This window comes from Nocardia veterana NBRC 100344 (assembly GCF_000308855.1).
GTDB classification, from domain to species: Bacteria; Actinomycetota; Actinomycetes; order Mycobacteriales; family Mycobacteriaceae; genus Nocardia; species Nocardia veterana.
This window is the reverse complement of sequence record NZ_BAGM01000207.1, coordinates 33,875-59,759: the sequence shown is the minus strand read 5'-3', so window position 1 is coordinate 59,759 and position 25,885 is coordinate 33,875. Positions and strand designations below refer to the sequence as shown.

Below are 25,885 nucleotides of genomic sequence, written 5' to 3'. Positions count from 1 at the left end.
CCGGCCTACCGCGTATTGCGTGCGGTGTAGTCGAATTGTGTTGCCAGGAAATAGAGTTGGTCACGCACGGCGCGCTCGAAGTGCTCGCCCACGTAGATGTCGAAGTGGTCGCACGGGTAGTTCTGGACGTGCACGTGTGCCAGGCCCCGGGCGTGCCGCGTCGTGGTCTTCGCGGGCGCGGCCGCGTCGTCGTCGCAGACGCACAGCAGCGTCGGAGTGCGGAAGTGAGCCAGCGCGCGACCGGGCCGATCGAGCGGAAGGTGCAGCGCCAGCCGTGCGGCCAGGGCGTTGGCGGCATCGAATTCACCGGCCGGACCGCGCAACACACCCCATATGCTGTCGCGACCGACAACGGTCACCGGTTCTCGCCCACCGTCGATCTCGGTCAGCTCGATGTTCTTCGACACCCGATCCCGTACCGAGGGCAGCCGTTTCAACAACGCGCTGGTGCGCCGCGAGAGCCGGGTCCCCGCGGGCAGGAGTGCGGAAGCACCGGCGAGGGCATCGGGTGAGGCCACGAACGCGGGCATCCAGGACGTCCCCGCCATCGGCAACAGGATCGGCTTCGCGCCGAACCAGGAACCGACCGTGTCGAGGACGCCGGCCACTGTCAGCGCTATCGCGCTCAGCGGGCCGCTCCGGAGACGCGAGCGCAACGACGCCGGCCCGTCGGTGAAGGGACACTGGGCCACGACCGCGGCGATACGGCTGTCTCCGGAGGCGACCTGAAGGACATGCCCGCCGCCGAAAGAGCTGCCCCACAACGCGATCCGGTCGACATCAACCTCCGGCAGGGTGCGTGCGAAGGCCAGGGCGGCATGCCAGTCCGCGCGTTGCTTGCCGATATCGAGCAGTTGGCGTGGGTATCCGTCGCTCGCGCCGAGGTGGCGGTAGTCGAACACCAGCACCGACCAGCCCGCCGCGGCGAACCGCTCGGCATAGGCATCCAGGCGCATCTCACGCACCGCTCCCAACCCGTGCCCCATGATCACCATGGGCCGCGGTCCCCGCGAGTCGGGCGGGGTGTACAGCCATGCTGCGCACATGTCCACGCCGGACGCGAAGGCGACCTCACGTCGCTGTACCGCTGTTCCCTCGTGCCGATCCGGCCCGCTGCTCGTCATACCGTGCGCCCTTTTCCGCCTCGTCGCAGTTCTTCTTGGACGCCATCCAAGAAGATCGTGCGGCCACGGTAAAGATTTCTTGAACGCCAGTCAAGAAAGCGCTAGCCTTCTTGACGATCATTCAAGAAAGCGAGAAGTGAGGCGGGCTCCCTCGAGTGCCGCGAGCTGCCCGGCCTGCTCGACCGACACTCCGCATCCGCGGCCTGCCCGAACGAAGGAACCATGACCACATCCCCCCGCACCGCGTTGATCACCGGCGCTTCGGCCGGCATCGGCGCGACGTTCGCCCGCCACCTCGCCGCACGCGGCTACCAACTGCTCTTGGTGGCCCGCCGCGGCGACCGCCTCCAGGAGCTCGCCGCGCAGTTGACCGAACGGCACGACGTGCGCTGCGAGGTGCTCGCCGCCGACCTCACCGACCCCGCCGCACCCGCCGCGATCGTGAACCACGCCGACCAGCAGGCCCTCGACATCGATGTCCTGATCAACAACGCGGGCCTGTCGGGTAGAACCGCGTTCGCCGACACCCCGTGGGACGCCCTGGCCGGGGAGATCCAGCTGATGGTGACCGCTCCGACCGAACTCATCCACCTGGTCGTCCCCGGCATGAAAAAACGTAACTGGGGCCGCATCGTCAATCTGTCCTCGGTCGCCGCGTTCGCCCCACCGGCGGCCAGCCTGCTCTACACCGGCATCAAGTCCTTCGTCCTCAACACCTCACAAGCTCTCGACATGGAACTCAAACCCCACGGGATCCACGTCACCGCCCTGTGTCCCGGCTTCACCCGCACCGAATTCCACGATGTCATGGGCACTCGCGACGAAGCCGACCATCTGCCCCGAATCCTCTGGCAGCAGCCCGAAGCCGTCGTCACCGAAGGGTGGGCCACCGTGATGAAGGGCAAACCCGTGTGCGTGCCCGGCGCCATCAACAAGATCTCCGCCGCCGCCATGAAACCCCTGCCCATCCACCTGGGCTACCTCGCCGGAAAGACCCTCAACCCTTTCAAGAACGGCTGAACCCGCCTCGCGATGGCACTATCTCGACTCGAGACGTCGGGTCTGAGAGGGTCGCCACATGAAAATCGGTGTCGCACTTCCGCAGATGGCTCCCGGCTACGGGCCGGGTACGACGGTCGACTGGGCCCGGCGCATCGACGCGGGCCCGTTCTCGAGCGTTTCCGTCGGTGAGCGGGTGACGTTTTCGAATCCGGAGATGGTCGCGACGCTGGGTGCCTGCGCGGCGGTTACCGAGCGAGTGCAGGTGCTGGCGAACCTCTGGGTGCTTCCCCAGCACCCGATGGCGATGGTCGCCCAGCAGATCGGCACCCTCGATCAGATCGCGAACGGCCGCCTCGAGATAGCCGTCGGCGTCGGCGCTCGCGAGCACGACTATCGCGCTCTCGGTGCCGATTTCACGCGACGGCACCAGCAGCTCGACGACAAGGTCGCCGAGCTGAAGTCACTGCTCGCCGGCGAGCCCCCGTTCGAGGGCGCTGACCCGGTGGGGCCGGCGTGCGTGCAGCCGGGTGGGCCGATCATCCTCGCCGGTGCGATGGGGCCGAGGGCGATGCGCCGGGCGGCGCGATGGGCCGACGGCATCTCCGGATTCAGTATCCGAGGCGACGCCGAGGAGATCGCCACGGTGAGCGATCTCGCCGACCGGTGCTGGGCCGAGGCCGGTCGTACGACGAAGCCACGCAAGATCAGTGGCTGCTTCACCGCTTTGGGCGTCACGAATGCGTCCGAGGCGCTGCGCTCCTTCACCGCTCGCTACCTCGGCTTCCTCGGGCCCGACCTGGCCGGCATGGTCGCCGCGTCGGCGCGCGCGTCGAGTCCCGAGGTGCTCGCCGAGATTCTCGACGGCGCGGAACAGGCCGGATGCGACGAGTTCATCCTCGTCCCGGCCGTCACCGACCCGAACTTCCTCGAGGTTGCCGGCGAGGTGGTGGCCGCACGGCAGTGATATTCGGGCAGTGCGCCGAAAGAGGTCTCGGCGATGGCCGGGCGCTCGGGCTGTTGCGTCCGGAGGCCGACGGCCCGAGATGACCTCGGGCCGTCGAGAACGCGCGTGATCGAACTACGCACCGAGCCCTTGTCGGTTGCCACGGCGAAACAGTAAGGGCGAGGCGGAAACTGGGTTCGGCACCACCGCGAATTGACGCTACCGGCACTCGACGTTACCGTGGCGGAGTCGCGCTGATCCGCAGGGATTGCGGATGGTGAGGGGGTGCCGGATGCCGGCTGTCGAACAGGTCGAGGCCCTACTTTTCGACGTCCAGGGGACCGCGACCGATTTCCACACGACCGTCTGCTCGGCGGCCGCGCGCGTCGCCGGGGATCGATTTCCCGATGTCGACTGGGCGGCGTTCGTCACCGACTGGCGAGCCGCCTACTTTCGCGAAACCTCGCGCCCACGCACGGCCGGCGACCCGTGGATCTCGGTCTCGGGCATCTACCGTGCCACCCTCGGCGAGCTGCTCGACGAGCGCGGCATCGCACTCACCGAATCCGAACGCGACGAAATCGCCTGTGCCTGGAGCACTTTACGGCCCTGGCCCGACACCGTGCCCGGCCTGAACCGGCTCCGCGGCCGGTTCACCTTGGCCACGCTGTCCAACGCCGACGTGCATGCGGTCGTCTCGATCACGCGCGTGGGCGACCTGCCCTGGCATGCCGTGTTCGCGGCCGAGATGGCGGGGGTCTTCAAACCGGACCCGGCGATCTACGCCATGGCAACACGGTATCTCGGACTGGAACCGGCGCGGATCATGATGGTCGCCAGCCACAAATACGACATCAGGGCCGCGGGCGCGCTCGGCTTCCGCACCGCCTTCGTGGCCAGACCGCTCGAATTCGGCGTCGGCGGCGGCGCCGACACCGAATTCTCCGACGAATTCGACCTGAACGCTTACGATTTCGAGGATCTCGCCCGGCAGCTGGGCTGCTAGCAACTACCTCGCTCGCCGTCTCTGCGGTTTCCGAGCCGCGGCGTCGGCGACCTCGTCGCGTGCCTCGGCGGGGACGAAGGCCAGGATGTCGTCGCGAGAGTTGATCTGCAGCTTGGTGAAGATCGAGGCGACCTGGGCGTTGACGGTTTTGAACGAACTGCCCCGGCTCGCCGCGATGGCGGTGTTCGCCCAGCCCGCGGCAGCGAGGACGGCCACATCCCGTTCCGCCGCCGACAATTCGCTCCACCGGGAGGGCCGGTTCCGTCGGATCGGATGGTCGACCGAAAGGCTGTTCAACGGCAGAGTGCCGAGGGCGAGCCGCGCGACCTCGGCGGACTCGACGCGAAGCATCGAGCCCTCGCGCTCCGCGGCAGCGAATGCCTTGTCGCCCAGCGCACGTCGAGCGATCGTCACCGCGGCTTCCGTTTCGGTGGCGAAAGGTCCGAGATTGCCGATGTTCACACCCAGCTGCCGGCGAACCGTCCGCGCGCCGCCGGCCAGGGCGGCGATCTCCGACGCCACGCGGAGAACGGGGGCGCTGGGCTGAGACCCACAGTCGGCGCCGGTGTCTTCGATGACGCGCGCCAGCGCCCACATCCGGAAATGGACCGCCCAGATCGCCCCCCAGCGGTCTCCCATCGCCAGCTGGTTCGTCAGCGTTGTCCGTCCGACCGACAACGCCTCGTGCGGATCGCCGTGCTTGATCAGCGCGACCATCCACGCCAACTCGGCCCAGGATTGGGTCCAGGCCGCACCGGAACGACCGGCGCGGTCCAGATACGCCCGCGCGATCTCCAGCGCCTGGGACGCGGACCCGAGCAGCCCGGCGGCCAGCGCCCGAAACAGCTCACTCATCGCCGCGGATCCGTCATCGCCGGAGTCGCCGAACTTCTCCCGCGCGCGTCCCAGCACCGGCACCGAACGCGGATCGCCGGCGAACAGCAACTGGGCGCCCCGCGCGAAATCGACCGGTGCAGGCAGTCCCTGATCCGCTACCGGGTCCCGTCGCCACTCCGCAAGGGCCTGCTCGTCGGAAACGCAGACCATGACGCATTCCTCGAGCAGCCGCGCCGCTTCGTCGTGCACGCCCTGGCACATCGTCACCCAAGCGGTGAGAGCCAGTGCGGCGGTTTGCAATTCGGCCGGCTGCGGATCGAGTTGCCGGGTGGCGGCCACGGTCCGCAACGCCCATCGGCGGCATTCCCGCAGGGACCCGGTGAAGAAGGGAAGGCGCAGCGCGATCAGACCCACCGCGATCTCCAACCCGATTGCCGACTCCCCCGGCGTGGCGAGGCTGCTGTCCATCGCGGTGAGCAGGTTGTCCCACGCCGCGCGTGCCCAGTTCAGCACCTGCTGTTCGGCCGGGCCGAACCACTCGGACGCGGCCCGAACGGTCCGGTCCCGGTAGTACCGGCGATGCGCGGCCGACAACCGCGCCCACTCGTTGCCGTCGGAGCGCGCACGCAGCCGTTGCGCGGCGAACATGCGCAGCGTCTCCAGCAGCGAATACCGGATGGCTGTCGGAGTGCGATGCATGGTGACCAGCGACTGATCGACGAGCCGCTCGAGCAATCCTTCGACCGCCTCGGGTGCGATCCCGGAGCCGTCCCCGTCCGAGCACACCGCCGTGATCGCCTCCAGCTCGGCGCCCACGTCGTGCCCCGTGGCGCGAGAGTCCTCCGGATTATCGTCGTAACCGGCGGCGAATACGGCCAGCCGCTCGAACAACAACCGCTCGTCGTCGCGGCACAACTCGAACGACCACGCGATGACATCGTGGATGCGCCGATGTCTTTCGTCGGCACCGAACCGAGGGCCGGTCGACCATCGCAGCCGCCGGTCTCCTTCCTCGCCGCTCAGATCGCACAGGATCATCGCGAGTGACTGCCGCGTCAGCCGGGCCGCGGCCAGCCTGATGTAGAGGGGATGATTGTGCAGATGCCGGCAGATCGAACCGGCGATCGCCGTATCCTCCTCGCCTTCCACCGGGTGGCCGGTCAACTCGGCACGGGCTCGGAACAGGGTCAGTGCCTGCTCGTGTGACAGTGCTCGGACGGGCACCAATTGTTCGTCGACCCAGCCGATCCGCTCGCGACTGGTGGCGAGCACGGTCAATCCGGGTACGGCGTCCAGCAGACCCGTGATGACCCGAGCCGCACCGTCGAGGACATGCTCACAATTGTCCACCACCAGGATCGTCTGGATTGTGCGGTGCGCCCCGTCGGTGCGGGTCAATGTCTCGACCAGCGCCGCCCAGGTCGACCGGTCCGAGAAGTCGACATCGATGACGGCGTGCGCGAATTCGTCCGCGACCGCGGTCGCATCGGACCCGGCGGGCAACCGCGCCAACCTGACCCAATAGGCCTCGACCCGCCTCGCCTTGTAAAAGCGATACACAGCCTCGGCCGCCAACCGCGTCTTACCGATTCCTCCGGAGCCGATCAAAGTGATCAGCCGAGTGCCGGACAAGAACGAGGTGGCGATTCTGTTCAGCTCGCGTTCTCGCCCAACGAAATCACCGGCCGTCGCGGGAAAGATCCCGCTATCCGGAAGACGGTGTGCCACCACAGCGAGCAGGGTAGTCGCACCATGCGCGCCATCGCATCGAGTTCCATCTCGCGCCCGATCGGCTACCGATGCACGGAATCTACCTATCCATCGACAATGAAGCGCGTTCGACGCGACCCCACAGACGCCGGGCGGCACAGCATCACCACGGCGAAATATCGGATACGAGAAAGGGACCGAATGCGTATACGGAGGATGGTCGGCGGTGCGACGACAATCGCCGCACTCACCGGAGCCACTCTCGGAATCGCGGGACCGGCCGCTGCCCAATCGACGGCCTTCCCCACGGTGCAGACCCTCGGCAGCATCTGCTGGGGCGGGGTGAACGCTTTCGCCGGACCCGCGTTCGACCGCAGCGGAATCATTTCGGGTCAGGTGACCTTCGACAGCTGGACCCCGACCTTCGGACAGCCCTGCGCGGTGGGAGTAACGGTTGGCTGGCGCAACCTGGACAGCGGCGCCACCGGAGCATTCTCCGACCTGCTCATCGGAAACAACTCGTTCGAGGTGCATTCGAAACAGTTCGAGTTGCCGAGCGGGCCGGGCCGGGTGGCGCTCACCCTCACCAGTGACCGGCTGAGCCTCCCCGTCCCGAGTACCGAGATCACCGTGCCCTGACCCCAGCCCGGGCACGCCGGCCGACTCCGGCGGTCCGTGGGTTCGAAACGTCCGGAACAGCGGCACCGAGCTGGCGACGAGTGCGGCGGCAGCAGGCACAAAAATCCCGCACCGGCCCGCCGGTGTGCTCGCGACCTACGTGGCAGCGATCACCGACCGATGCGGCCGGACTACCTACTGGGCGATGCTCAGCGGTGCATCACCGATCCGCCGTCAACGACGGCGGCGAAACGACCGGGCACCGAAGACGAGAGGCCATGATGACGCGGAGCGACCGGACGTCACGTCCGCCGGTCGCCGTGCGCGCGGCGCGATCGATCGTCTGCGGCTGCGCCGGCATCGGCGTGCTCGGAACCTGCGGCATTCCACCCTTTCAGGAAGCGGGCGTGGCCGGAACCGAGGCCTGCGGGTACTCCTTCTTCTGGGTCGCGGCCGCCGTGTTCCTGCTCTTTCCACACGGCGGCACCGGAATTCGAGCCAGCACCACCGTTCTCCTTGCGCTGCAGTTCGTGACGACATCGGTCGCGACGGAGAACGCCCTCGGGACTGCCGGCTCCGCATCGGAGCTGCTGAACTGGTGGCCGGGGCCGTTCGGCCTGATCGCATCGATCATCGTCATCGCACTGCTGTGCCGGCAATCGGCCGACCGGTGGTTCGCGCAGCGAAGCGCGCGATAGCGACGCCCCAGGGTCGAAGCCGCAGACCCCGAACAGCGAGCCGATTCGTGACGTTCGTCGTCCACGGCCCCATCGCCTCGTCACCGCTCCGGCGATCTCGATGCCGAAGTCCTCGGTGCGGCAGCGACATTCGAGCGGTTGCGGCCGTGGGCTCAGCATCGCCCACCATCGGAACCCGGCCCAGGGCACTGACGGACCGCGCGCCCACGGCTCGGGTGACGACCGCTGCGCGGACCGGGTCCGGCCCGATACACTGACGTCCGGACGCACGAAGACATGGCCGGGTATGGGTTAGTCCCGGCGGCGATCGACCGTTGAACACCGCATCTGATCGGGTGTGACCTGGGCGTCCCTTCCATTTCATGTGTATGCGAAGGGACTCGTCATGTCGAAGTTCACTGTGGTCATCGCCGGCGCCGGATTGGGCGGATTGGCACTCGCGCAGGCATTGCGCCGCCGGAACATCGCCGCCACCGTCTATGAGTGCGACCCCGCGCTCGACTCACGTCGCCAGGGTTATCGGCTGCACCTGGATGCCGCGGCGCGGGATGCGGTGCTCGCCGTACTGCCGCCGGGACCAGCCGAACTGTTCATCGCCACCACCGGGACCCCGCGGCCGCGGTTCACCCTCCTGGATCGCGATCTGAACCAATTGCTCGTCCGCGAGACGGACGGACCTGCGTTCGCGGTCGATCGGCTGACGCTACGCGCGATACTCCTGATCGGGATAGGGGATTCCGTCGTTTTCGGCACACCGGTCACCGGATACCAGACCGCAGAGAACGGCAGAGTCGCGGTACACCTCGCCGACGGCGACACGGTCGAATGCGATGTGCTGGTCGGTGCCGATGGCATCAATTCCGTTGTCCGCCGCCGATATCTTCCTCATGCCCGGATCGTCGACACCGGGGTCTGGCAGTTCTACGGCGCGATTCCGCTGACCGACCGCACCCGAGATCTGTTCGACGACCGCATGTTCGGGGTCTTCACGACGATCACCGGCGGCGACGGCTCGTTCGTCGGGGTCGCACCGGTCGACTTTCCCGACAACCCCGCCGCGGCGGCGGCCCGATTGATTCCCGGGTCGCTGCTCGCACCGAGGTCGAGCTACATGACCTGCTCGTTCGGAGCCCGCGGCGAGTGGTTCGGCGCGGCGGAACACTCGCTGCGAGGCGCCGACGGCGAGCGGTTGCACGAGATCGTCACCGCTGCGGTGCGGGACTGGCATCCCCGGGTCCGGGAGATCGTCGCGCACTGCCATCCGTCGACACTGTTCGCCTTGCCGCTGCGGAGCAGCGTCCCCATCCCGGTTTGGGACACCACCCGTGTCACCTTGCTCGGGGATGCCATCCACGCGATGAGCCCCGCCTCGGGGTCGGGAGCGTGTACGGCGCTGCGCGATGCCGCCGACCTGGCCCGCGCCTTGGCCGCCGCGGCGCTCGACGGTGATCTGCACACCGCGCTGTCCGACTACGAACGACACATGATCGACCGCGGATTCGCCGCGGTGCGCACCGGCGCGGCCGACGGAGAACGGTTCCTCGGCCAGAAACCGCTTCCGCCGCATTGACTTTCCCGCCGGCCACCGGCATCCACCCGACCATGGCGGCCGCCCTGTTGTTTCATCGCGGGCCGACCAGCGCTGGTTCGCCCCGGGCTCTCCGGGACGGCGCTCAGCCGGCGGCGCGGTGCCGGGGCGGGGCGGCCGCCCGCTGCACGGCGAGGGTGCGGGTCCGGGTGAGGGCGTCGTCGATCAGGGTCTCTATGTCGGCGCGGGTATCGATCGGATCGAACTGGGCCGGGGTGCTGCGGGTGGCAACGGAGGGCGGCGTGAACAGGCGGCAGCAATCCTGGTCGGGCAGGGTGGAGATGTCGAAGGTACCGATGCGCCGCGCTTCGTCGAGGATCTCCTGCTTGTCCCATCCGATCAGGGGACGCAGCACCGGCAACGCGCAGGCGTGGTCGGCGGTCAGCAGGTTGTCCAGGGTCTGGCTGGCCACCTGCCCGAGACTGTCGCCGGTGAGGAGCACCCGCTGATCCGCTGTGGCGAGGCGTTCGGCGAGGCGCAGATACAGCCGGCGGTGCGCCATCGTCTGGAGCGGGCCGGCGCCGGCGATCGCGAGTGCCTTCTGGGCGTGGCCGACGGGGACCAGATGTAAGCGCGCATGTGGCTGGAAGCGGGTCAGCTCGTAGGCCAGGGCGTAGGCCTTGTAGGCCGAGGCGGCATCGGTGAACGGCGCACCGGTGAAATGCACGAAATCGCATCGCAATCCACGCCGCATCGCCCGATAGGCCGCCACCGGGGAGTCGTAGCCCCCGGACAGCAGGACCAGCGCCGCTCCGGTCGCGCCGACCGGCAGACCGCCCTGGCCGGGATGGCGGTGCAGGCCGACGAAGATCTCGCGCGGGTCCACCTCGACGAACACCGTGGTGTCCGGTGTCCGCAGATCCACGGTACGGCCCAGTTCCCCGCACACCCGCGCACCGATGTAGGCCGCCAGTTCGTCCGACGACATCGCCACCGCAGTGCCGCGCCGACGCACCCGCACCGCGAAGCTGTGTTCGCCGCCGCGCGCCCGCAGCAACTCCACCGCTGCCGAGGCCGCCGCCTCCGGCGAGCACGGCACCCGCAGCATGGGCTGTACCACGCTGAATCCCATCACGTCCCGTAACCGCCGGGCCAGCTCCTCCCCCGCGCAGTCGTGGCTCGAGACCACCAGGAAGCCACCCCGGCGCCGGATCCGAACCTCGAGGTCGCTCAGGCTCTCGCGCAGGTTCGTCAGCAGCGTCCGCTCGAACCGCGAACGGTTGCGGCCCTTGAGCGTGATCTCACCGTATTTGGCCAGCACACAGCTTGTCGCCTCCACAGTTGCCCATTGTCGCCGCAACCGCTCGGGAGGCGCACGCACCGCGCCCACGCGAATACCGGGACGCACCTCGCCGACCTCATGAGCGGCCCGGCCCACGAGGTCGAGGGGCCGCCTTACAGCTCAGCGACCTTGTCGAACCACGGCGCCGCCTGCTCGACCTGGGCGGCGACTGCGATCAGCGTCGACTCGCCACCCAAGGGGGCCACGAGTTGCACCCCCAGCGGAAGCCCGTCGCCGGTCCAGTGCAGCGGCAGCGAGATCGCCGGTCTGCCGGTGATATTGGCGAGCTGGGTGTACGGCACCCACCCCAGATTCTTCCGGACCAAGTCGTCGACGATAGGGGTGTATTTGAGTAGACCCGCGGTGCGGGTCCTGAGAATCGCGTCGGTCGCGCGGCGAAGCGACTTCGGCAATTCGAACTCACCGATCTTCGGGGGCGGTGTCGCCATCGTGGGCGTCAGCAGCAGATCGTGGGTCCGGAAGTACTCGGTCAGGCGGCGGGCATGGCCGTGCCGGGCTTCCACGGCGGCGACGTATTCCGGGCCTCGGGTGGCGTTGCCCAACGCGGCCATCACCAGGGTGTCACGCTCGAAACCCTCGTTGCCGCAACCGGTCAGCCGACGTGCGGTGGCAACCTCGTAGGCGATGTAGACGAACCAGGCGAGCAGGAACTCGTGGGCCAGGGCAGCGTCGTCGAAGGGTGCCTCCTCCAGGATTTCGACCCGATGGCCCAGGTCGGTCAGCACGCGTGTGGCCGTCTCGACCGCCGCGTAAGCCTCGGGATCGGGGTCGGGCGTGATGGCGGCGGGGATGCGCACGCCGATCCGTAGCCGGCCGGGATCGCGGCCCACGGCATCGCGATAGGGTCCGGCGACTGCCGGCTGAAACGGCCCCGACGGTTCCCCTCCGACGATCACGTCGAGCAACCCGGCGGTGTCGCGGACCGAACGCGTGACGACCCCTTGAACCGCGGCGCCGTGCATGAATTCCGCGACCGCCGGCCCCATCGGGGTCACACCCCGTCCCGGTTTCAGACCGACGAGTCCGCAGCAGCCTGCCGGAATGCGAATCGAACCACCGCCGTCGTTCGCGCCGGCAGCCGGAACGATGCCCGCCGCGACCGCCGCCGCGGAACCTCCCGACGACCCACCGGGCGTCCGCGACAGATCCCAGGGATTCCGGGTCGGCCCCCACACCTCCGGCTCGGTGATCGCCTTGGCACCGAACTCGGGCGTATTGGTCTTGCCGAAGATCATCAGGCCGGCATCGAGCCACCGCTCGACGATCGTCGAGTGCTCGGGCACGGGGGTCGTCCGCCACGAGCGCGACCCCTGCGAGGACGGCAGCCCGGCATAGTCCATCGCGAGATCCTTGATCAGGAACGGAACCCCGGCAAACGGCCCCGTGCGCTCCGAATCCGCCGAGCACGGAACATCGGCGATGATCGCGTTGATCCGCGGATTCACCTCCGCAGCCCGCTCCCGCGCCGCGGCAAGCAGTTCCCCGGCCGTAACCTCCTTTTTCGCAACGAGTTCGGCGAGGCCGGTGGCATCGTGCCGGCGATACTCCTCGAAATCCATCTACACTCCCCGGCCTCGGCGAACCGCTTCGCCGACATGGCGTTCGGACGGCCACCAGAGTATTCGAATCGGTCGGATTCCGGACGCTGCGTAGCGATCGCGCCTCACCTTGTTCGCCGCAGAGACAGCTACCTGTGCGCGTGTGGAGACGACTGCCCGGCGGCGGCTCGGGGAAATCGGCGGCACATCCCATCGGGGTCGGAAGGTTCGCGGCGTCGGTGCGGTGGGCCGGCTGTGATGGTGCCTTTCTCGGGGGAGGATCAGGGATCTCCCCGGATGTTCGTAGCGGCACGTTGTGTCCCCATGTCCGCCTGAAGTCATGCCCCACATTCTGACCATGTAGTCAGATTTTTGACCCTTTGGTAAGCTCGTTGCGTGGCTGGTGGCAAGACGGACCTCACCCGTACCCAACGAGCGCGACGCGAGGACATCGTCGCGGCCGCGATCGTGGTGATCGATACCGAGGGCTTCGCGGCAGCATCGGTGGATCGCATTGCGCGCCAAGCAGATACGATCAAGGGCACCGTTCTGTATCACTTCGGGACGAAGGACGGCATCTGCGCGGCCGTCGTCGACGCGCTCTATGCCCAGGGCGCGGCGTTCATGGCGCAGCGAACCCCGGACACCGGGCCGGCCGGTGAGCGACTCACGGCGCGGCTGCGGGCGAACCTGGAGTTCATCCGCGCCCACGCGGCGCACATCCGTGCGGTGCAACGCATCTTGGAGAACGCACCCCACCATCGCGCCCGCGTACCCGATCTGGTCGAACCGCTGGCGGAGCTGCTGGCCGCCGGGCAGCGTTCCGGCGAGTTCGCCGCCTTCGACTCCCTCGTCGCCGCGGCCGCCATCCGAGCGATCGTCGACGCCACCGCGTCATACCTCGCCCACACCGATGCCGCCGACATCGACCACCTGTTATCCGAGATCGTCCGATTCATCGAACGAGCGACCGCGAACACAGACGGGAAACAACAGTGAACACGTCCACGAAGACCCGGCAGGCGATGACCGTATCCCGGCTCGCCGCAACCTATCTGGCCCTCGGCGTCGCGACCGTGGTCGCGCTCGCCGTGCTGTCCGCGCTGGCGCCCGCGCAGGTCACCCAGCAGGCATGGGTGCGCGGCGTCATCGTCGCGATCACCGCGATCCTGACCTACGTCATCGCCCGCCGAGCCGACGCCGGCGACCCGCGCGCGCTGCTGCGGCTGCGCATCGTCGTCGTGGTACTGCTGATCGCCTTCGCCGTGGTGTTGATCTTCCTTCCGCTACCGCTGTGGATGGTTGTCGAACAAACGCTCTGCCTGGTTCTGCTCGCGATACTCGCCTTCCGCCTGTTCCGTGCGAAATGAGCCGTTCCGGATACTTCGCCGCATACCTTCCCCGAAACTCACTCCGGCAAGATCGCGCCGCCCTGCGCCGACCATCCGGCAGAGCAGGGCATCGAGCAGTGTCGAATCGGCCCTGCCGTGGGGTGCCTGCACAGCTGAGGCGGTGGCGCTGATTTTCGAGGGACACGAGGCCGACCGAAAGGCGCGCAAGCAATGGGGATGAGCTTTTTCTACGACATCTACGTCCCGAAAAGTAACGTCGTCCGGGCACTTCGCCGGCTCGCCGAACACGCCTCACGCCCCTCGGTTCGAACTGTCGTGCAGCTTCCCGGCGGCGAGCAGATAACGTTGCCGTTCACCGGCGTCAAATATGACGGCGAGAATTCGATGTATATGTGGTTGTCCCTCGATGTCGACATCGACTGGGAAATAGCAAGAATAAACCGCTTGGACGACGAGTTTCCGTGCGGTCTCATCGAAGTCGACGGAGAATTCTACAAGCACCGTGCGGACCTGGACGATGAAGGTCTCTCGTACGCATGGAACTTCGACGTAGACGAACAACGCGACCGGGGCCTGCTCGTTCCCGCGGGAACCAGCTCGGTCGGTGTCTACCTGCGGGTCGATTTCGTGTCGAATCGCGACCCCCGTGCCGCGCGCTTGCATGTCTGGTCTTGGAGCACGACAACCCATGGCCTGTTCTACCAGTCGACAGGTTTCCACAATTTGTTCGCGGGTCTCGTCGCCGATGTGGAGGCGGTGTTCTGGGGGCAGGGCGCCGGCATCGATGACGACCAGCAGGTTCATTGGTTCGACGGCCGTCCGGTGCCCGGCGTCAACGTGACACTGGCGGATTCGACCACCTGGGACGAGGTCCGAAGGGCGTTGACGGCGCCCGGCCGGCCCGCCGCCCCTGGGACGGCCACCCACGACCCACGGCGAACGACTCACACCGACAGCAGCCCGCCGGGATGAGTCGACCGGTTGCCGGTTGTCGGAGCACCGCCGACACACTGCACACCGTCGTGGGGTCGCCGACCGCGTCTGCGACGATCGCCGGCACCGTCATCGGCGAGCCCGGGCGGCGTCGAGTTGCCGGGCGTACCACTGGGGCATAGCTTCTCGTTTGCGCGGATACCGTCGCTCCTCGAGCAGGAAGTCGTCCGGGGAAGGCGGCGTGGGGAAGCGAGGCTCGACCTCCCGGTTGTACTGGATGTGATACCGCGACGGCGGCTCGATGGTCAGTCGGCAGCCGAACCACACGCCCAGATCCTGCTGGTACATGCCCTTGCGCAGCCGAGCAAACAACCGCCACACCTCGGTCGGCGGCTCCCAATGCCGCATCCGCCCGCTCGCATCGGTCAGACCGATGCCGGCATCGACGGTTCGTCCGACCACGGAATAGTCGATCATCAGCCGCTGCCAGCCGGTGGCGGCCAATGCCCCCACCAACATGCGAGTGATCTCCGTGAGCAGCTCATCCTGCTCCTGCGGGGACAGCTGAGGCCAATCCGGCATGTTTCGAATCCTTTCGGTGACCGAGCGAAGCAAGCACGGTCAAGCGTCCCGTCGCCCCGCCCACTCGCGGAAGAACACGCCTGATGGCCGGCATCCAGCTCGGTTGATCAGTGGGCCGAGCCCAAGCAGAGATAGGTGGTGAAGATGTCACCGGAACGCTTGTACGAGTACGTCGCGATGACGCCGGACAGACTCGTGCAGAAGGCGGATGTGGGCCCGGTACGCAACACCTTGTACGCAGCGTCCGGAGCGCCGCAGTCGACCACTTGCACATCGTTCCCCCCGGCTCGTTTCAAGCAACTGCCGACCTGAGCGTTGTCGGCGGTACGCGAGGTATCGGTGCCTTTGGCCGCGAGACAGAAGGCCACCCCGGTCCCCAGTCCGCGCGCGACGCCGTCGACGCTCTTCAGGATGTAGGTGTAGGTGCGCTCGGTCCCCTTGACTCCTCCGCACGCCATGTCCGTAGCAATCGTGCCCGCACCGCGGCGAGCGAGCACGCGGTAAGCGGCACTCGAATCGGTGCAGTCCACCCGCTGTACGCCCGAGCCCTCGCCACCGGTCAGGCAATCCCCTTCCTGCGCCGTGTTGACGGCGTGCTCGACATCCGTGCCCTTGGCAGCGACACAGACGTAGCTGCCCCCTTCGTAATAGGCGTACTCGGTGCCCGCGACATCGATACAGTCCTTGTGTGGTTGCCCGTCGCCGGCCCGGTCGAGCACCACATAGGCGGCATCGGCGGCGGTGCACGAGACCGGGCGGAAGGAGTCGGCGTCGCGCTTCAGGCAGTCGGCCCACTGCACCCCGGCGGCCGATCCCACATGCTGCGGGTTTTCGGATTCATCGCGCCACACGGCAATCGCCACTGTGACCACCACCGCCACGATGCCGATCGGGACGAGAGATCCGATCAACGCGTGCTTGCGGAACCACTGCGACACAGAGGAACTCGGCCGCGAAGCACTGTCCTGCCGGGGCCGGTTCGACTCGGCGACCACAGCGGGCAACACCGTATCGATCCCGCTGAGCGACACTCCCAGAATGTCGGACTGCAACAGCTGCAGCAATTCGGCGCGGTCCAGGTTCTCACCGAGCGCCTGGGCGGCCGCGGTGCTCTCGTCGGCGACCAATGCCAGCGCCAAGAGCCCGGCGGGAAGCGGCCACATGTGGTAGCGATGAGCCAGTCGTACACCGATGTCGAGAGCCGTTGCGCAACTGTCGGTCAGTGGCACGCCCTCCCAGGATGCGGAACTTCCGGTGGCCGGGTCGAGCACGATTTTTCCGGCGATCTGGTCCGGGTCACCACAGTGCAACCACAATCGCCCCCACTCACCGGCGTCGACTCGCATCAGAGCGACCAGAAGGTCGCGCGTATCGATCGGGCGCCCCGATACCTGCGCCCCGGCCGTCCGCAATGCGGTCGCTACGGAGCCGTGTAGCTCGACTCCGCGCAACATTTGCTGTTCCATTACCCCTCAGCTCCGAGCTCGCCGTGAAAAACAGGCGGCTCAATTCGATCAGTGGTGGCGTGGCCGAGCAGACCAGATCACCAGCACCGGCGCATCGGTATGCGATAGGTCGTCCACGGGTGCCGTACGACGTACCTATCCGTTTCGGTTCGTCTTCTTCGCGTCAGGCAGCGGCATCCAGTTGGGCACGGACGCGCCGGAGGCCGTCGTGGACATAGCCTTTGGCGGTGCCCGTGGTAACACCCATGATCCGTGCGGTCTCGGCATACGTATTGCCTTCGTATGCGCGCAGCACGACGGCCTCGCGCTCCCGGGCGGGCAACGCGTTGAGCGCCGCGATCAGCGTGTGACGCAAGGCCACAATGTCGTCGAGCGGCAATCCGGCTCGATCGGCAAGCTGGAACATCCGTTCATCGCTGTCCGCTCGGATCTCGGAGTGATCGTTCGAGGACCGCCGCCAGGCATCGCGCACCAGATTCTTGGCGGTCGTCCAGAGATAGGCCCGCAGTTCCTCGGCGTCGTCGATGTCCGGGGAGGCGGCATACACCCGCATGAGGGCTGTCTGGACGATGTCTTCGGCATCGGCGCGGTTACCGACTTGCCGTGTGGCCCAGGCCAGTAGCGCGTCGCCGGCTCCGTTGACCGCTTCGAGCAGCAGTTCACCGAAGTCCGGGCGGGCCGGCGCGTTTGCGCCGCGTCCGATTCGGATCAGAGCCGATCCTCCGGACTGCACGGCGAGCAGGGACAGCGGATCTCGCGCGCAGTCGGCCAGAATCACGCCCAGCAGCTTCGTCAAAGCAGTGTCCGACGGTCCGCTGTGTTCGTGTTCCAGGTCCATCATTTCGCCCGTGTCGTTCGTTGCCGCCAGGGCGGCACACTAGTGGTACCGACACGATACCGATCGAGCGCAACGATGGAGACCGGGTGCCGCGAGAGGACCGCTGCCGCTGCGGCAGCGCCCCCTCATGCCGGGCCGGCTACCGCCGCGGTGCCCGCGGCCGTCCGAACCACGCAGCGGCCGACCGCTGGTACAGCAGGACGATGACGACGATCGCCACGATCACCCCGATCGGCCCGGGCGAGAGCCGAATGAAGAATTCGCCGCCACCGGAGCGGGAATCCGCGGCACCGCTGTTGAAACCGCTGGACCCCAGCGCCATCAACATCTCCAGAATCGCGAAGGTCGTTGCCGCGGCCCGCACCCCGCCGCGACCGGAACCGAAGAAGCAGGCGAGTACGGCAAGTACCCAGAAGAAGAAATAGCCGGTGGTATTCCCGCCCGCCGCGAAGGGATCGCCGCTCGCGATCAGCACGACGGTACCCACGAGTCCGATCGCCGCCATCGCGAAGATGATGATTCGCGCGGCCCGGACCGATCGCGGCATCTGCCAGGGTGTGGCCGATCCGGCGCTCGGCTGCGGGGCTTGCCCAGGCTGCAGGTGCTGGTGCATGAGGTCTTCCTTTCCTTGGCTTATCGAGGAGGCTTATCGAGGACAACTGCCGACACGGCGAAAAGGTTGGGGCCGGCGACGGAGAAATTTGTCGAGCAGCGCAGCACTGCGGGTACCAGGCCTTCGCCGGTAGCATCGTCCCCTGCCGAGCGGTCCGCCCAGCGCCGTCTCGGCAACGGTAGGGAGGACCGATCGATATGACACGGACGGCGCCCGGAACCGAGGGGGCCGAATCCTCCGTAGTCCGGGTCTTCTCGCAATCAGGCACCGTGGTCGGCGCCGGGTTCGTGATCGCTCCCGGTCTGGTGGCGACCTGTGCTCACGTGATCTCCGACGCGCTCGGCCTCGATCCGGCAGATGCGCGGCAGCCCGCGACAGCGGTCGCGATCGACTTTCCGCTGCGATCGCCGCGCACGTTCGTTTCCGCGCGCGTCACCCACTGGGCACCGATCACCGCGACGGGCGCCGGCGATGTGGCGGTGCTGGAGTTGAGCGAACCGGTACCCGAAACAGTCGCTGCACCACCGTTCTGGCGGGCCGACGAGCCGTGGGGGCGGGAGTTCCGGATGCTGGGGTTCCCGATCGAACACGACGACGGTGTGTGGGTAGCGGGCGAGTTCCGGGCACCCCAGGGCGTCGGCTGGCTGCAATTGCAGGCGGCGCCCGGCGGACAGCCGATCACCGCCGGCTTCAGCGGCGCCGCCGTATGGGATGCCGGCTCGGCCGCGGTGGTCGGGATGGCCGTGGCGTCGGATCGACGACGATACACGGGCACCGCGTTCATGATCCCGATCGCCGAGGTCCTCGGCATCGATCCGACGCTGCTGCCGAATCCCTATCGTGGTCTCGAACGATTCGGTGAGAACGACGCGCATCTGTTCTTCGGCCGCGACGCCGATATCGAGCGGGTGCTCGCCGCCGTGGATCGACGAGCCGTCGTGGCCGTTGCGGGCGTGTCGGGCACCGGGAAATCGTCCCTGGTGAACGCCGGAGTGATTCCGAGGTTACGGCGAAACGGCTGGCGCGTAGCAGCTTTTCGCCTCACCGGTGACGGATCTGCCCGAGTGGCCGAGGCCGGAAAATCGGACGACGCTCTGACCGTCGCCGTGACCGAACTCGCCGAACGGGTCGCACAGCAATCCGTAGACCCTGCCTCGGCCGCCGCCGAATTCGCCGGCCGTATTCCGGCGGAGGGCTTGGTGATATGCCCCGACCAGTTCGAAGACGTAGCGGCCACCGCTCCGGAATCGGCCCGCGCACTGCTGCGCTGGCTGGCCGAGCTCGTTGCGGCCGCCGACAGGGCAGGCGGCCGATTGCGCGTCGTGCTGACCCTGCGCTGGGAGGCACTCAACGAATTGGTGGACGACGACCTGGCGCATCTCCTGGACGGCGCCACCGTCGCGCTGGCTCCGATGGGCCGGGCCCAGCTGCGGGACGTTGTTCGTGGCCCGGCCGCGCATGCGCCCGGTGCCGAACTCGATCCGGAGCTGGTCGAGCGCCTGGTGGACGACACCGCCGATGAACCGGGCGGACTGCCCCTGCTGGAGTCGATGCTCACCGAACTGTGGGAGCAGCGCAGCGGCGGCCGGCTGACCTTGGCCGACTACCGGCGCACCGGGCAGGTCGGTGGCTCGATCACCCGCCGCGCCGAACGCGCGCTCGCCGGTTTCGGCGAGGCCGAGACTGTCGAGGCCGCGTGGCGCCTGCTGCTGATGCTGGCCGTGCCGGCCGCCACCGGTGACGGCTTCGTCCGTTCCGTCGCTTCGCTTCGCGACTTCCCCGAATTACGCAGTGTCGCAGGACAGTTGGCGAGAGATCGGCTCATCGTCGTCGGCCGCCGGTCCGACGGGACGGAAACAGCGGAGCTCGCCCATCAGGCCCTGATCGACAACTGGCCGCAGCTGCGCGAACGACTCGAACGCGACCGTGATTTCCGCGCGTGGCGGCAGCGTGTGGATGGTGAGCGTCGGAATTGGGAAGCGACACAACGCGATACCGGCGCGTTGCTGCGGGGCAGCGCATTGTCGACGGCCGAGGAGTGGCTTGCCGGCCGGTCCGGCGATATCCCGGCGGCGGATCGCTCGTTCATCCAGGCGAGCCGGCGAATGCGCCGCCGGGAGGTGCGGCGTTGGCGTGCGGTCACCGCAGTGGTGGCGGTGCTCGCCCTGGTCGCCGCCACCACCGCGGTACTGGCCTACCGCAGCAGTCTGCAGCGCGCTGAGCAATTGCGATTGTCGGCGGGTATCAGTTTGGCGCAGGAGTCGATTCGGATCGCCGACCGGGACCCGCTGCGGGCGCTCCAATTCGCGCAGGCCGCAGCCCGAAACGCACCGGGACGTCCCGAGATCGAGGCGGCACTGCTGCGCCAGCAGGTGTCGTGGGCCGGAGTCGACTCGTTCTCACCCGGCCCGTGGTCGGCTCCGAATCACCTGGCCACCGACAAGGAAGGTACGGAATTCCTGGTGGGCGGCAAAGACGGTACGGCCACGATCTGGACCGACGTTCTGTCCGGCAGTCCGAAGTCCTGGGCGCTGCCGGTGCCCGCGTCGACCCACCTGACGGCCGCCGCGCTGAGCGCCGACGGCAGTCGGGCGGCGTTGATCACCGATAACGGCGAAATCACCGTGTGGTGGCCACACGAGCGCCGCGGCCCCGCCACCATCCGGGAACCGGGCACCGCGGGCGGTGAGTGGTCGACGATGGCGGCGTTCTCCGACGACGGTTCCCGCCTGGTGATCAGCACCGATCCGGGGCGCGGCGACACGCACACGAACCGCCCCGACCTCGTCGAGGTCTACGACACCTCGACCGCGCACCCGATCCGGCTTTCCGTGTTCTCCACCGGTGAACCGACGGATGTCCTGCCCCGGCACGTCGACCGCGCTGCGGTGTGGTTCGTCGAACAGACGGCCGAGACCGGGCCCGTGAATGTCTTGCGCGACATCGCCTCCGGTGCTGTCCTGCGCCGATTGCCACGCGGCAAAGGGGGTTCGATCGGTGCCATCATCGGTTGCACTACCGCCCCGGCCGACGGCCCCTACAGCGATTTCGTGGTGTCCGACCCGGAAGACGGCAGCGTGCGCACCCGGATTCCGGGTACCGTCGGCGATCTGCGAGACCGCGGTCGTCGATCAGACTCAGCGCTACGCGACGATGACGGATTCGGCCGTGGGCGACGCATTCGGCATGAGCTACGTGGTCGACCTGCGCACCGGCGAACTGTTCCGCTACCAACAGTTGCCCGCGACGCCGCGAGACGGCTTCGTCATCCGTCCCACCGCGGCAGGTCCCGAGGTGGACGTGGTGTACCCCACCGGGTTGCTGCGGTACAAGCCGGCCATCCGAATCGAAAACCTCAGCCAATTCAGCGAACCTCGCCCCGGTGATCTCATCTGGGCTCCGGACGGGAAGACGGTCCTCACCTTCTACAGGTCCTCCGCGGGGCGGCGATGGTTCGACGTCGTACGCCTGCGGCCCGAGCAATCCCGGATAACGGGCGCCGCGATCGGCACCCTGCCCGGCGAGATCGACCTCGGCGACAACGACATATCCTTCGCTTTCACCAAGACGGGGGATTACCTGCTCGCCGTCGGGGAGGCACGCGAATTGCGGGTCTACACAACGCAGGACCTCCGCTTGGTCCGGGCCATGAACCTCCCGGCTCCGACCGAACTCCGGGCGACCGGCCCCGTGACGGGCAAGGACGTCATGGTGACCGGGCCGGACGAGGCCACCGTGTTCTACGCCGGACTCCTCACGCGGTGGCGGATCAGTGACGGCACGCCGCTGGGGAATCCGCTCCCGGTATTCGCGAACCCGGAAGATTTGTCCATACTGGCGCAGGCGGGTAAGGCGGTGGAGCGCTCCGACCACCCGGAGCAGATCATCCTGATGTCCCCGGACGGCCTGTCGCTCTGGGATATCCGCGAACGCCGCGAGTTGCGGTCCTGGCGCCGGGAAACCATGAGCCCGATGCCGACCTATCGCTACCTACCAGGCAGGCCGGAAATCTATGTCGGTCAGAAAATCTGGAATCTGGACACCGGCGCGCTGACCACGCCGACACACCCTGTCCCCGACCCCGGATCGGTCAAGGGAAACACCGCGAATGGGCTGATCATCGCGGCGAAGTCCGATTCCATCGAGATCTGGGATGCCGACCGCGGCCGGCTGTTCGACTTCCACCCTCCAGGTCCGGGGCTCGAGGCTGTCGGCGCACCGACCGGGATGGTGCTGATGTCACAGGACGGCCCGGCGACGATCGATCTGACCCGCGCGGACGCGCTGGCCCGCCTCTGTGCGATCAGCGATCGCGAATACACCGGGGCCGAACGCGCCGCCCTCCCGATCGGCGCCGATACCACCACACCGTGCCGTTGACGACCGCTTCGCGAGGCCGCCAGGTATTCCGGAACCACACGCTCGACGCTGCCCAAGATGCACCACGACGACCCGGCCAGCGTACTGACCATAAAGTCAACAATTAATGACTATATAGTCAATAACCAACCGAGCGACGACGCCCCGCGGTAGGTTCGACAGGCCGACGACCGACATCCGAGTTACCGCGGGCCACTCCGAATTACCGTGCGGCCAGGGGCGTTCGTGACAAGTTCCACCGAGAAAGCCGAAGCCCGAGACATGAATCCCCACGAAGTCATCGCGCTGGCCGTCACTGCCGGCGCGGCCGGAGATGCTGACACGACCGCCCCGGCGGTCGCCGAGGCGTACCGCGTGCTGCGGGACCGAATCACTCGCGACTACCCGGGCGTCGATCCGATTTCGGTCGAGCATGCCGCCGCTTCGGATGCCGAGCGTAGCGCACTGGCCGCTTCCCTGGAGCGGCACGGCGCCGGCGAGGATGCTGAATTACTCGCCGCCGCAGAGAAATTCATCGCGACCGCGGTATCGAGCCCGGCGCTCGATCGCACACATGCGATCCTGTCGGAAGTCGTGCTGGGTGGATCGGAGGAACTCCTGGGTACCGACCATCCCGATACCCTCGCGATCCGCCACGAATTGGCTCGCACCTACCACAGCATCGGGCAACTCGACCGAGCCATCGCCCATTTCGAGGCCACCCTCACCGCTCGGGAACAGGTCAACGGCCCCACCGACCCGCTCACCCTCGAGACCCGCATCGGTTTGGCGGACTGCTACCGCGATGCGGGCAGGATCGACGACCTGATCCCGCTGGACTCAGCGGTCCTCGCCGCCCGCACCCAGCACCTCGGTCATGCCCATCCGGACACCGTTGCGGCTCGCGACCGTCTGGCCGAGGACTACGAGGCTGCGGGCATGTTCGCGGAAGCGATCGAGATGCGTGCGGCGAACCTGCGTGCCCGCCGCGAAGCGTTGGGCCCCGACCATCCCGAAACCCTTGTGACATACCGCCATATCGCGCGCGCGTACGAAGCTGCCGGTCGAATCGAGGACGCGGTCACCGCCTACGAGACCGCCCTGGCCGAGTACGAACGCGCTCTGGGCCGCGATCACGTCCACACCAGCGTCGTCCGGTACAGCCTGGCACGCGCGTACAGCTCGGCCGGCCGCCCGGACGATTCGATCACCTGCCACACCGCCGCCATCGACGACTACACCCGGATCGCCGGCCCGGACCATCCCGATCCGCACGTCATGCGCGCGAGCCTGGGGCAAGTCCTCGAATCCGTGGGCCGCATCGAGGAAGCCCGTGCCGCCTACGCCGAAACCGCCGCCGCCTATGCACGACTGCTCGAACCCGACAGCACGGCTCTGCTGAATGTGCGAATCGACTATGCCCGGACCACCGTCTCGCAGCTCGAGAACACCCTGGGTCCCGACCACCCGAACACCCTCGACGCCCGTGGTGATCTCGCCACAGCGCTGCAGGCGGCCGGCCGAACCGAGGATGCCATCGCCGAGTGCGAACAAGCTCTGTCGCGGGCCGGGGACATCCACGGCGCCCAGCACGACACAACGGGACGACTGGGCGCCCTGCTCGCCGAATTCGCCCGCACGGACAGCGACACACCCGTCACCGACCACGGCAGCGATCGTGGCAACCACAGACAACAGCCGGACGACAGCGATCACCCCGTGGAAGGAAGAGATCACCCCGTGGAAGCAACGGAGCTGCGCGAACGAGCGCGTCACGCCGAACAAACAGGGCGAGCGGCGGAAGCCGAGGAACTGTTCCGGCAAGCCTTCGAAGCCGGAGACCCGGTTGCGGCGCACGACCTGGGCATGTTGCTGGCGACACGCGGTGACGATGCGGGAGCCGAAGAATGGGTACGTCGGGCCGCGGAACTCGGGGTGCCCGACAGCGCATTCGAACTCGGCTGCCTCGAACAGCGCCGAAACGACCTGATCGCGGCCGAGCACTGGTACCGGCGAGCCGCGGACAACGGTCACCGTGACAGCCTCCTGAATCTCGGAATCCTGCGGCAGGATCGAGGCGATCACGCCGAGGCAATCGCCTGCTTCACGCGGGCATGGGAGATGGGTGCGGACAAAGCCGCCTTCAACCTGGGCCGGTTGTACGACGACGGAGGCGACCCCGAGTCCGCGACGATCTGGTACGGACGAGCGGCGGAGCGGGGAAACGGCGGCGCCGCGTTCAATCTCGGCTTCGTACGGCAGGACCTGGGCGACAGCGAAGGTCACCTGGCAGCCTGGCGACGCGCGGCCGAATGCCTGCACCCGAGGGCCGCGTATGCGCTGGGCGTTGTGCATCGAGACCGGGGCGATATCACCGCTGCGATCCACTGGTTCCGGCGCGCTGTGACGGAAGTCGGCTCCGAGGAGGCGGCGAGTCAGCTGACCGACCTCTATCGGCAACGCGGGGAGAACGCCAAGGCGGCATTCTGGGGCGAATTCATCGACGGCCTCAGCAATTTCAGTGTCGAATTCGATCGGTTCGCCGCCACCACATCGGCCGCTGCGATCCATCGCCAGAATATCCTCAACGCCACCCTCGACCACGGAGATGTGATCTTCGACGGCACCGGGCGCAAACTTACTGTCGGCCCCACGGATTACGACGGCGTGACAGTACTGGGTAGCTACAGCCATTCGACCCGGACGTGGCTGTGGGCGTGGGCGAACCCGAATTTCACACCCGACCATCCTGCCGTCGAGCCGTTACGCCGCATCCGGGAATACGGTGAGCTGCACGATATTCCGGAATTCACGGTCGGCCGCCTCGACCTGTCCCGGTTCCGCGACCCACATCAGGCCGCGTCCACAATGGCCATCGCCGCCGCGGCCCTGCTCGAAGGTAACGGGGTGAAGTCGTGCCGGATCAACGACGGACAGGGTTCCGCCTACTACCACCTCGACGACCCCCGACTGCCCGCCGACGAGTTCGACCCGGTCGCCGCCCCCCGACTCCTTCTGACAGCCACCGAGGTGTTTCCCGCCGACCACCGGCGCGTGGTTCGCGGGTTCCTCTCCCATTACGGGATGACACCGGACGAAACCCCGGATTCGATCACCGCACTGTCACCGCAGGGCCATCGCATCGCGATCGCGTTCACCTCCGATGGTCTGATCAGCACGATCTCCTGCGGCTGACGACGGCCGTCGACAGCCGCGAAAGTCGTTTCCTGCCAAGCCCAGGCCCGGTGTCGTCGCCGTGGAGACCGACTCGGAAGCCGGCGCGGCGGACGTGGTTCCCGCAATTCCTCGCCGACCTGGCCGCCGAAGCGAACCGACCGCGCCCACAGGGACCTTCCATCGCACGTCCCCGGGCCG

20 protein-coding genes are annotated in these 25,885 nt (G+C 67.6%); 12 read left to right on the top strand and 8 right to left on the bottom strand.

Features of this window, described 5'->3' with window-relative positions; genetic code table 11:
• Positions 1 to 5: 5 nt before the first annotated feature.
• A complete protein-coding gene (locus ON37_RS29395; RefSeq protein ID WP_040724119.1) occupies positions 6 to 1,124 on the bottom strand; it encodes an alpha/beta hydrolase in 1,119 nt (372 codons plus the stop codon).
• A 222-nt stretch (positions 1,125 to 1,346) separates the two neighbouring features.
• On the opposite strand from ON37_RS29395, the gene ON37_RS29390 reads away from it, so the two are divergent.
• The 3 genes from ON37_RS29390 to ON37_RS29380 all read left to right on the top strand — a co-directional run bounded on the left by ON37_RS29390 (position 1,347) and on the right by ON37_RS29380 (position 4,075).
• The gene (locus tag ON37_RS29390; RefSeq protein WP_040724118.1) at positions 1,347 to 2,144 is read left to right on the top strand and encodes an SDR family NAD(P)-dependent oxidoreductase; all 798 of its coding nucleotides are present in this window, start codon (positions 1,347 to 1,349) and stop codon (positions 2,142 to 2,144) included.
• A 58-nt stretch (positions 2,145 to 2,202) separates the two neighbouring features.
• A complete protein-coding gene (locus ON37_RS29385) occupies positions 2,203 to 3,090 on the top strand; it encodes an LLM class flavin-dependent oxidoreductase (protein ID WP_040724117.1) in 888 nt (295 codons plus the stop codon).
• A gap of 271 nt (positions 3,091 to 3,361) precedes the next feature.
• Complete coding sequence (locus ON37_RS29380) at positions 3,362 to 4,075, top strand: haloacid dehalogenase type II (RefSeq protein WP_040724115.1); 714 nt, start codon at positions 3,362 to 3,364, stop codon at positions 4,073 to 4,075.
• Positions 4,076 to 4,078: 3 nt separating this feature from the next.
• Here ON37_RS29380 and ON37_RS29375 read toward each other — a convergent pair whose 3' ends face one another.
• Positions 4,079 to 6,643, bottom strand: a complete 2,565-nt coding sequence (locus ON37_RS29375) for a helix-turn-helix transcriptional regulator (protein WP_040724114.1) — start codon at positions 6,641 to 6,643, stop codon at positions 4,079 to 4,081.
• Positions 6,644 to 6,823: 180 nt separating this feature from the next.
• Here ON37_RS29375 and ON37_RS33375 point away from each other — a divergent pair, with 180 nt between their 5' ends.
• The 3 genes from ON37_RS33375 to ON37_RS29360 all read left to right on the top strand — a co-directional run bounded on the left by ON37_RS33375 (position 6,824) and on the right by ON37_RS29360 (position 9,508).
• The gene (locus ON37_RS33375) at positions 6,824 to 7,261 is read left to right on the top strand and encodes a hypothetical protein (RefSeq protein WP_157171699.1); all 438 of its coding nucleotides are present in this window, start codon (positions 6,824 to 6,826) and stop codon (positions 7,259 to 7,261) included.
• A gap of 257 nt (positions 7,262 to 7,518) precedes the next feature.
• Positions 7,519 to 7,938 carry a hypothetical protein gene (locus tag ON37_RS29365; RefSeq protein WP_040724112.1) on the top strand — a complete coding sequence of 140 codons (420 nt, stop codon included), beginning with the start codon at positions 7,519 to 7,521 and terminating at the stop codon, positions 7,936 to 7,938.
• 385 nt (positions 7,939 to 8,323) lie between these two features.
• The gene (locus tag ON37_RS29360) at positions 8,324 to 9,508 is read left to right on the top strand and encodes an FAD-dependent monooxygenase (protein WP_040724159.1); all 1,185 of its coding nucleotides are present in this window, start codon (positions 8,324 to 8,326) and stop codon (positions 9,506 to 9,508) included.
• A 103-nt stretch (positions 9,509 to 9,611) separates the two neighbouring features.
• On the opposite strand, the gene thiI is transcribed toward ON37_RS29360, so the two are convergent.
• The gene (thiI, locus tag ON37_RS29355; protein ID WP_040724157.1) at positions 9,612 to 10,805 is read right to left on the bottom strand and encodes a tRNA uracil 4-sulfurtransferase ThiI; all 1,194 of its coding nucleotides are present in this window, start codon (positions 10,803 to 10,805) and stop codon (positions 9,612 to 9,614) included.
• Between the two features lie 116 nt (positions 10,806 to 10,921).
• A complete protein-coding gene (locus ON37_RS29350) occupies positions 10,922 to 12,388 on the bottom strand; it encodes an amidase (protein WP_040724111.1) in 1,467 nt (488 codons plus the stop codon).
• Between the two features lie 375 nt (positions 12,389 to 12,763).
• Between ON37_RS29350 and ON37_RS29345 the strand changes: the two genes are divergently transcribed.
• From ON37_RS29345 to ON37_RS29335, 3 genes are all read left to right on the top strand, one after another.
• Positions 12,764 to 13,366 (top strand): TetR/AcrR family transcriptional regulator, encoded by a 603-nt coding sequence (locus ON37_RS29345; RefSeq protein WP_040724110.1) that lies wholly within the window; start codon positions 12,764 to 12,766, stop codon positions 13,364 to 13,366.
• Positions 13,363 to 13,737: a hypothetical protein gene (locus ON37_RS29340; protein WP_085997420.1), complete on the top strand. Its 375-nt coding sequence runs from the start codon at positions 13,363 to 13,365 to the stop codon at positions 13,735 to 13,737. Before ON37_RS29345 ends, ON37_RS29340 begins: the two co-directional genes overlap by 4 nt.
• A gap of 198 nt (positions 13,738 to 13,935) precedes the next feature.
• A complete protein-coding gene (locus ON37_RS29335; protein ID WP_040724109.1) occupies positions 13,936 to 14,691 on the top strand; it encodes a hypothetical protein in 756 nt (251 codons plus the stop codon).
• Positions 14,692 to 14,781: 90 nt separating this feature from the next.
• On the opposite strand, the gene ON37_RS29330 is transcribed toward ON37_RS29335, so the two are convergent.
• The 4 genes from ON37_RS29330 to ON37_RS29315 all read right to left on the bottom strand — a co-directional run bounded on the left by ON37_RS29330 (position 14,782) and on the right by ON37_RS29315 (position 18,151).
• Complete coding sequence (locus tag ON37_RS29330) at positions 14,782 to 15,234, bottom strand: hypothetical protein (RefSeq protein ID WP_040724108.1); 453 nt, start codon at positions 15,232 to 15,234, stop codon at positions 14,782 to 14,784.
• Positions 15,235 to 15,341: 107 nt separating this feature from the next.
• Complete coding sequence (locus ON37_RS29325) at positions 15,342 to 16,700, bottom strand: LppU/SCO3897 family protein (protein WP_040724105.1); 1,359 nt, start codon at positions 16,698 to 16,700, stop codon at positions 15,342 to 15,344.
• A gap of 163 nt (positions 16,701 to 16,863) precedes the next feature.
• Positions 16,864 to 17,541, bottom strand: coding sequence for an RNA polymerase sigma factor (locus tag ON37_RS29320; protein WP_051032284.1), 678 nt, complete (start codon positions 17,539 to 17,541; stop codon positions 16,864 to 16,866).
• A 136-nt stretch (positions 17,542 to 17,677) separates the two neighbouring features.
• Positions 17,678 to 18,151 (bottom strand): hypothetical protein, encoded by a 474-nt coding sequence (locus ON37_RS29315; RefSeq protein ID WP_157171698.1) that lies wholly within the window; start codon positions 18,149 to 18,151, stop codon positions 17,678 to 17,680.
• Positions 18,152 to 18,348: 197 nt separating this feature from the next.
• Here ON37_RS29315 and ON37_RS29310 point away from each other — a divergent pair, with 197 nt between their 5' ends.
• From ON37_RS29310 to ON37_RS31390, 3 genes are all read left to right on the top strand, one after another.
• Entirely contained in the window at positions 18,349 to 21,537 is a 3,189-nt protein-coding gene (locus ON37_RS29310; protein WP_040724101.1) for an nSTAND1 domain-containing NTPase, read from the top strand.
• A complete protein-coding gene (locus ON37_RS33595; RefSeq protein ID WP_168441302.1) occupies positions 21,452 to 22,531 on the top strand; it encodes a hypothetical protein in 1,080 nt (359 codons plus the stop codon). Before ON37_RS29310 ends, ON37_RS33595 begins: the two co-directional genes overlap by 86 nt.
• A 225-nt stretch (positions 22,532 to 22,756) precedes the next feature.
• Positions 22,757 to 25,705 (top strand): SEL1-like repeat protein, encoded by a 2,949-nt coding sequence (locus tag ON37_RS31390; protein WP_157171697.1) that lies wholly within the window; start codon positions 22,757 to 22,759, stop codon positions 25,703 to 25,705.
• Positions 25,706 to 25,885: the final 180 nt, after the last annotated feature.

What these genes read in the sequence shown, in the direction of transcription:
- ON37_RS29395 (WP_040724119.1), bottom strand. Translation starts at nt 1,124, where the DNA reads ATGACGAGCAGCGGGCCGGATCGGCACGAGGGAACAGCGGTACAGCGA.
- ON37_RS29390 (WP_040724118.1), top strand. Translation starts at nt 1,347, where the DNA reads ATGACCACATCCCCCCGCACCGCGTTGATCACCGGCGCTTCGGCCGGC.
- ON37_RS29385 (WP_040724117.1), top strand. Translation starts at nt 2,203, where the DNA reads ATGAAAATCGGTGTCGCACTTCCGCAGATGGCTCCCGGCTACGGGCCG.
- ON37_RS29380 (WP_040724115.1), top strand. Translation starts at nt 3,362, where the DNA reads ATGCCGGCTGTCGAACAGGTCGAGGCCCTACTTTTCGACGTCCAGGGG.
- ON37_RS33375 (WP_157171699.1), top strand. Translation starts at nt 6,824, where the DNA reads ATGCGTATACGGAGGATGGTCGGCGGTGCGACGACAATCGCCGCACTC.
- ON37_RS29365 (WP_040724112.1), top strand. Translation starts at nt 7,519, where the DNA reads ATGATGACGCGGAGCGACCGGACGTCACGTCCGCCGGTCGCCGTGCGC.
- ON37_RS29360 (WP_040724159.1), top strand. Translation starts at nt 8,324, where the DNA reads ATGTCGAAGTTCACTGTGGTCATCGCCGGCGCCGGATTGGGCGGATTG.
- ON37_RS29350 (WP_040724111.1), bottom strand. Translation starts at nt 12,388, where the DNA reads ATGGATTTCGAGGAGTATCGCCGGCACGATGCCACCGGCCTCGCCGAA.
- ON37_RS29335 (WP_040724109.1), top strand. Translation starts at nt 13,936, where the DNA reads ATGAGCTTTTTCTACGACATCTACGTCCCGAAAAGTAACGTCGTCCGG.
- ON37_RS29330 (WP_040724108.1), bottom strand. Translation starts at nt 15,234, where the DNA reads ATGCCGGATTGGCCTCAGCTGTCCCCGCAGGAGCAGGATGAGCTGCTC.
- ON37_RS29325 (WP_040724105.1), bottom strand. Translation starts at nt 16,700, where the DNA reads ATGGAACAGCAAATGTTGCGCGGAGTCGAGCTACACGGCTCCGTAGCG.
- ON37_RS29320 (WP_051032284.1), bottom strand. Translation starts at nt 17,541, where the DNA reads ATGATGGACCTGGAACACGAACACAGCGGACCGTCGGACACTGCTTTG.
- ON37_RS29315 (WP_157171698.1), bottom strand. Translation starts at nt 18,151, where the DNA reads ATGCACCAGCACCTGCAGCCTGGGCAAGCCCCGCAGCCGAGCGCCGGA.
- ON37_RS29310 (WP_040724101.1), top strand. Translation starts at nt 18,349, where the DNA reads ATGACACGGACGGCGCCCGGAACCGAGGGGGCCGAATCCTCCGTAGTC.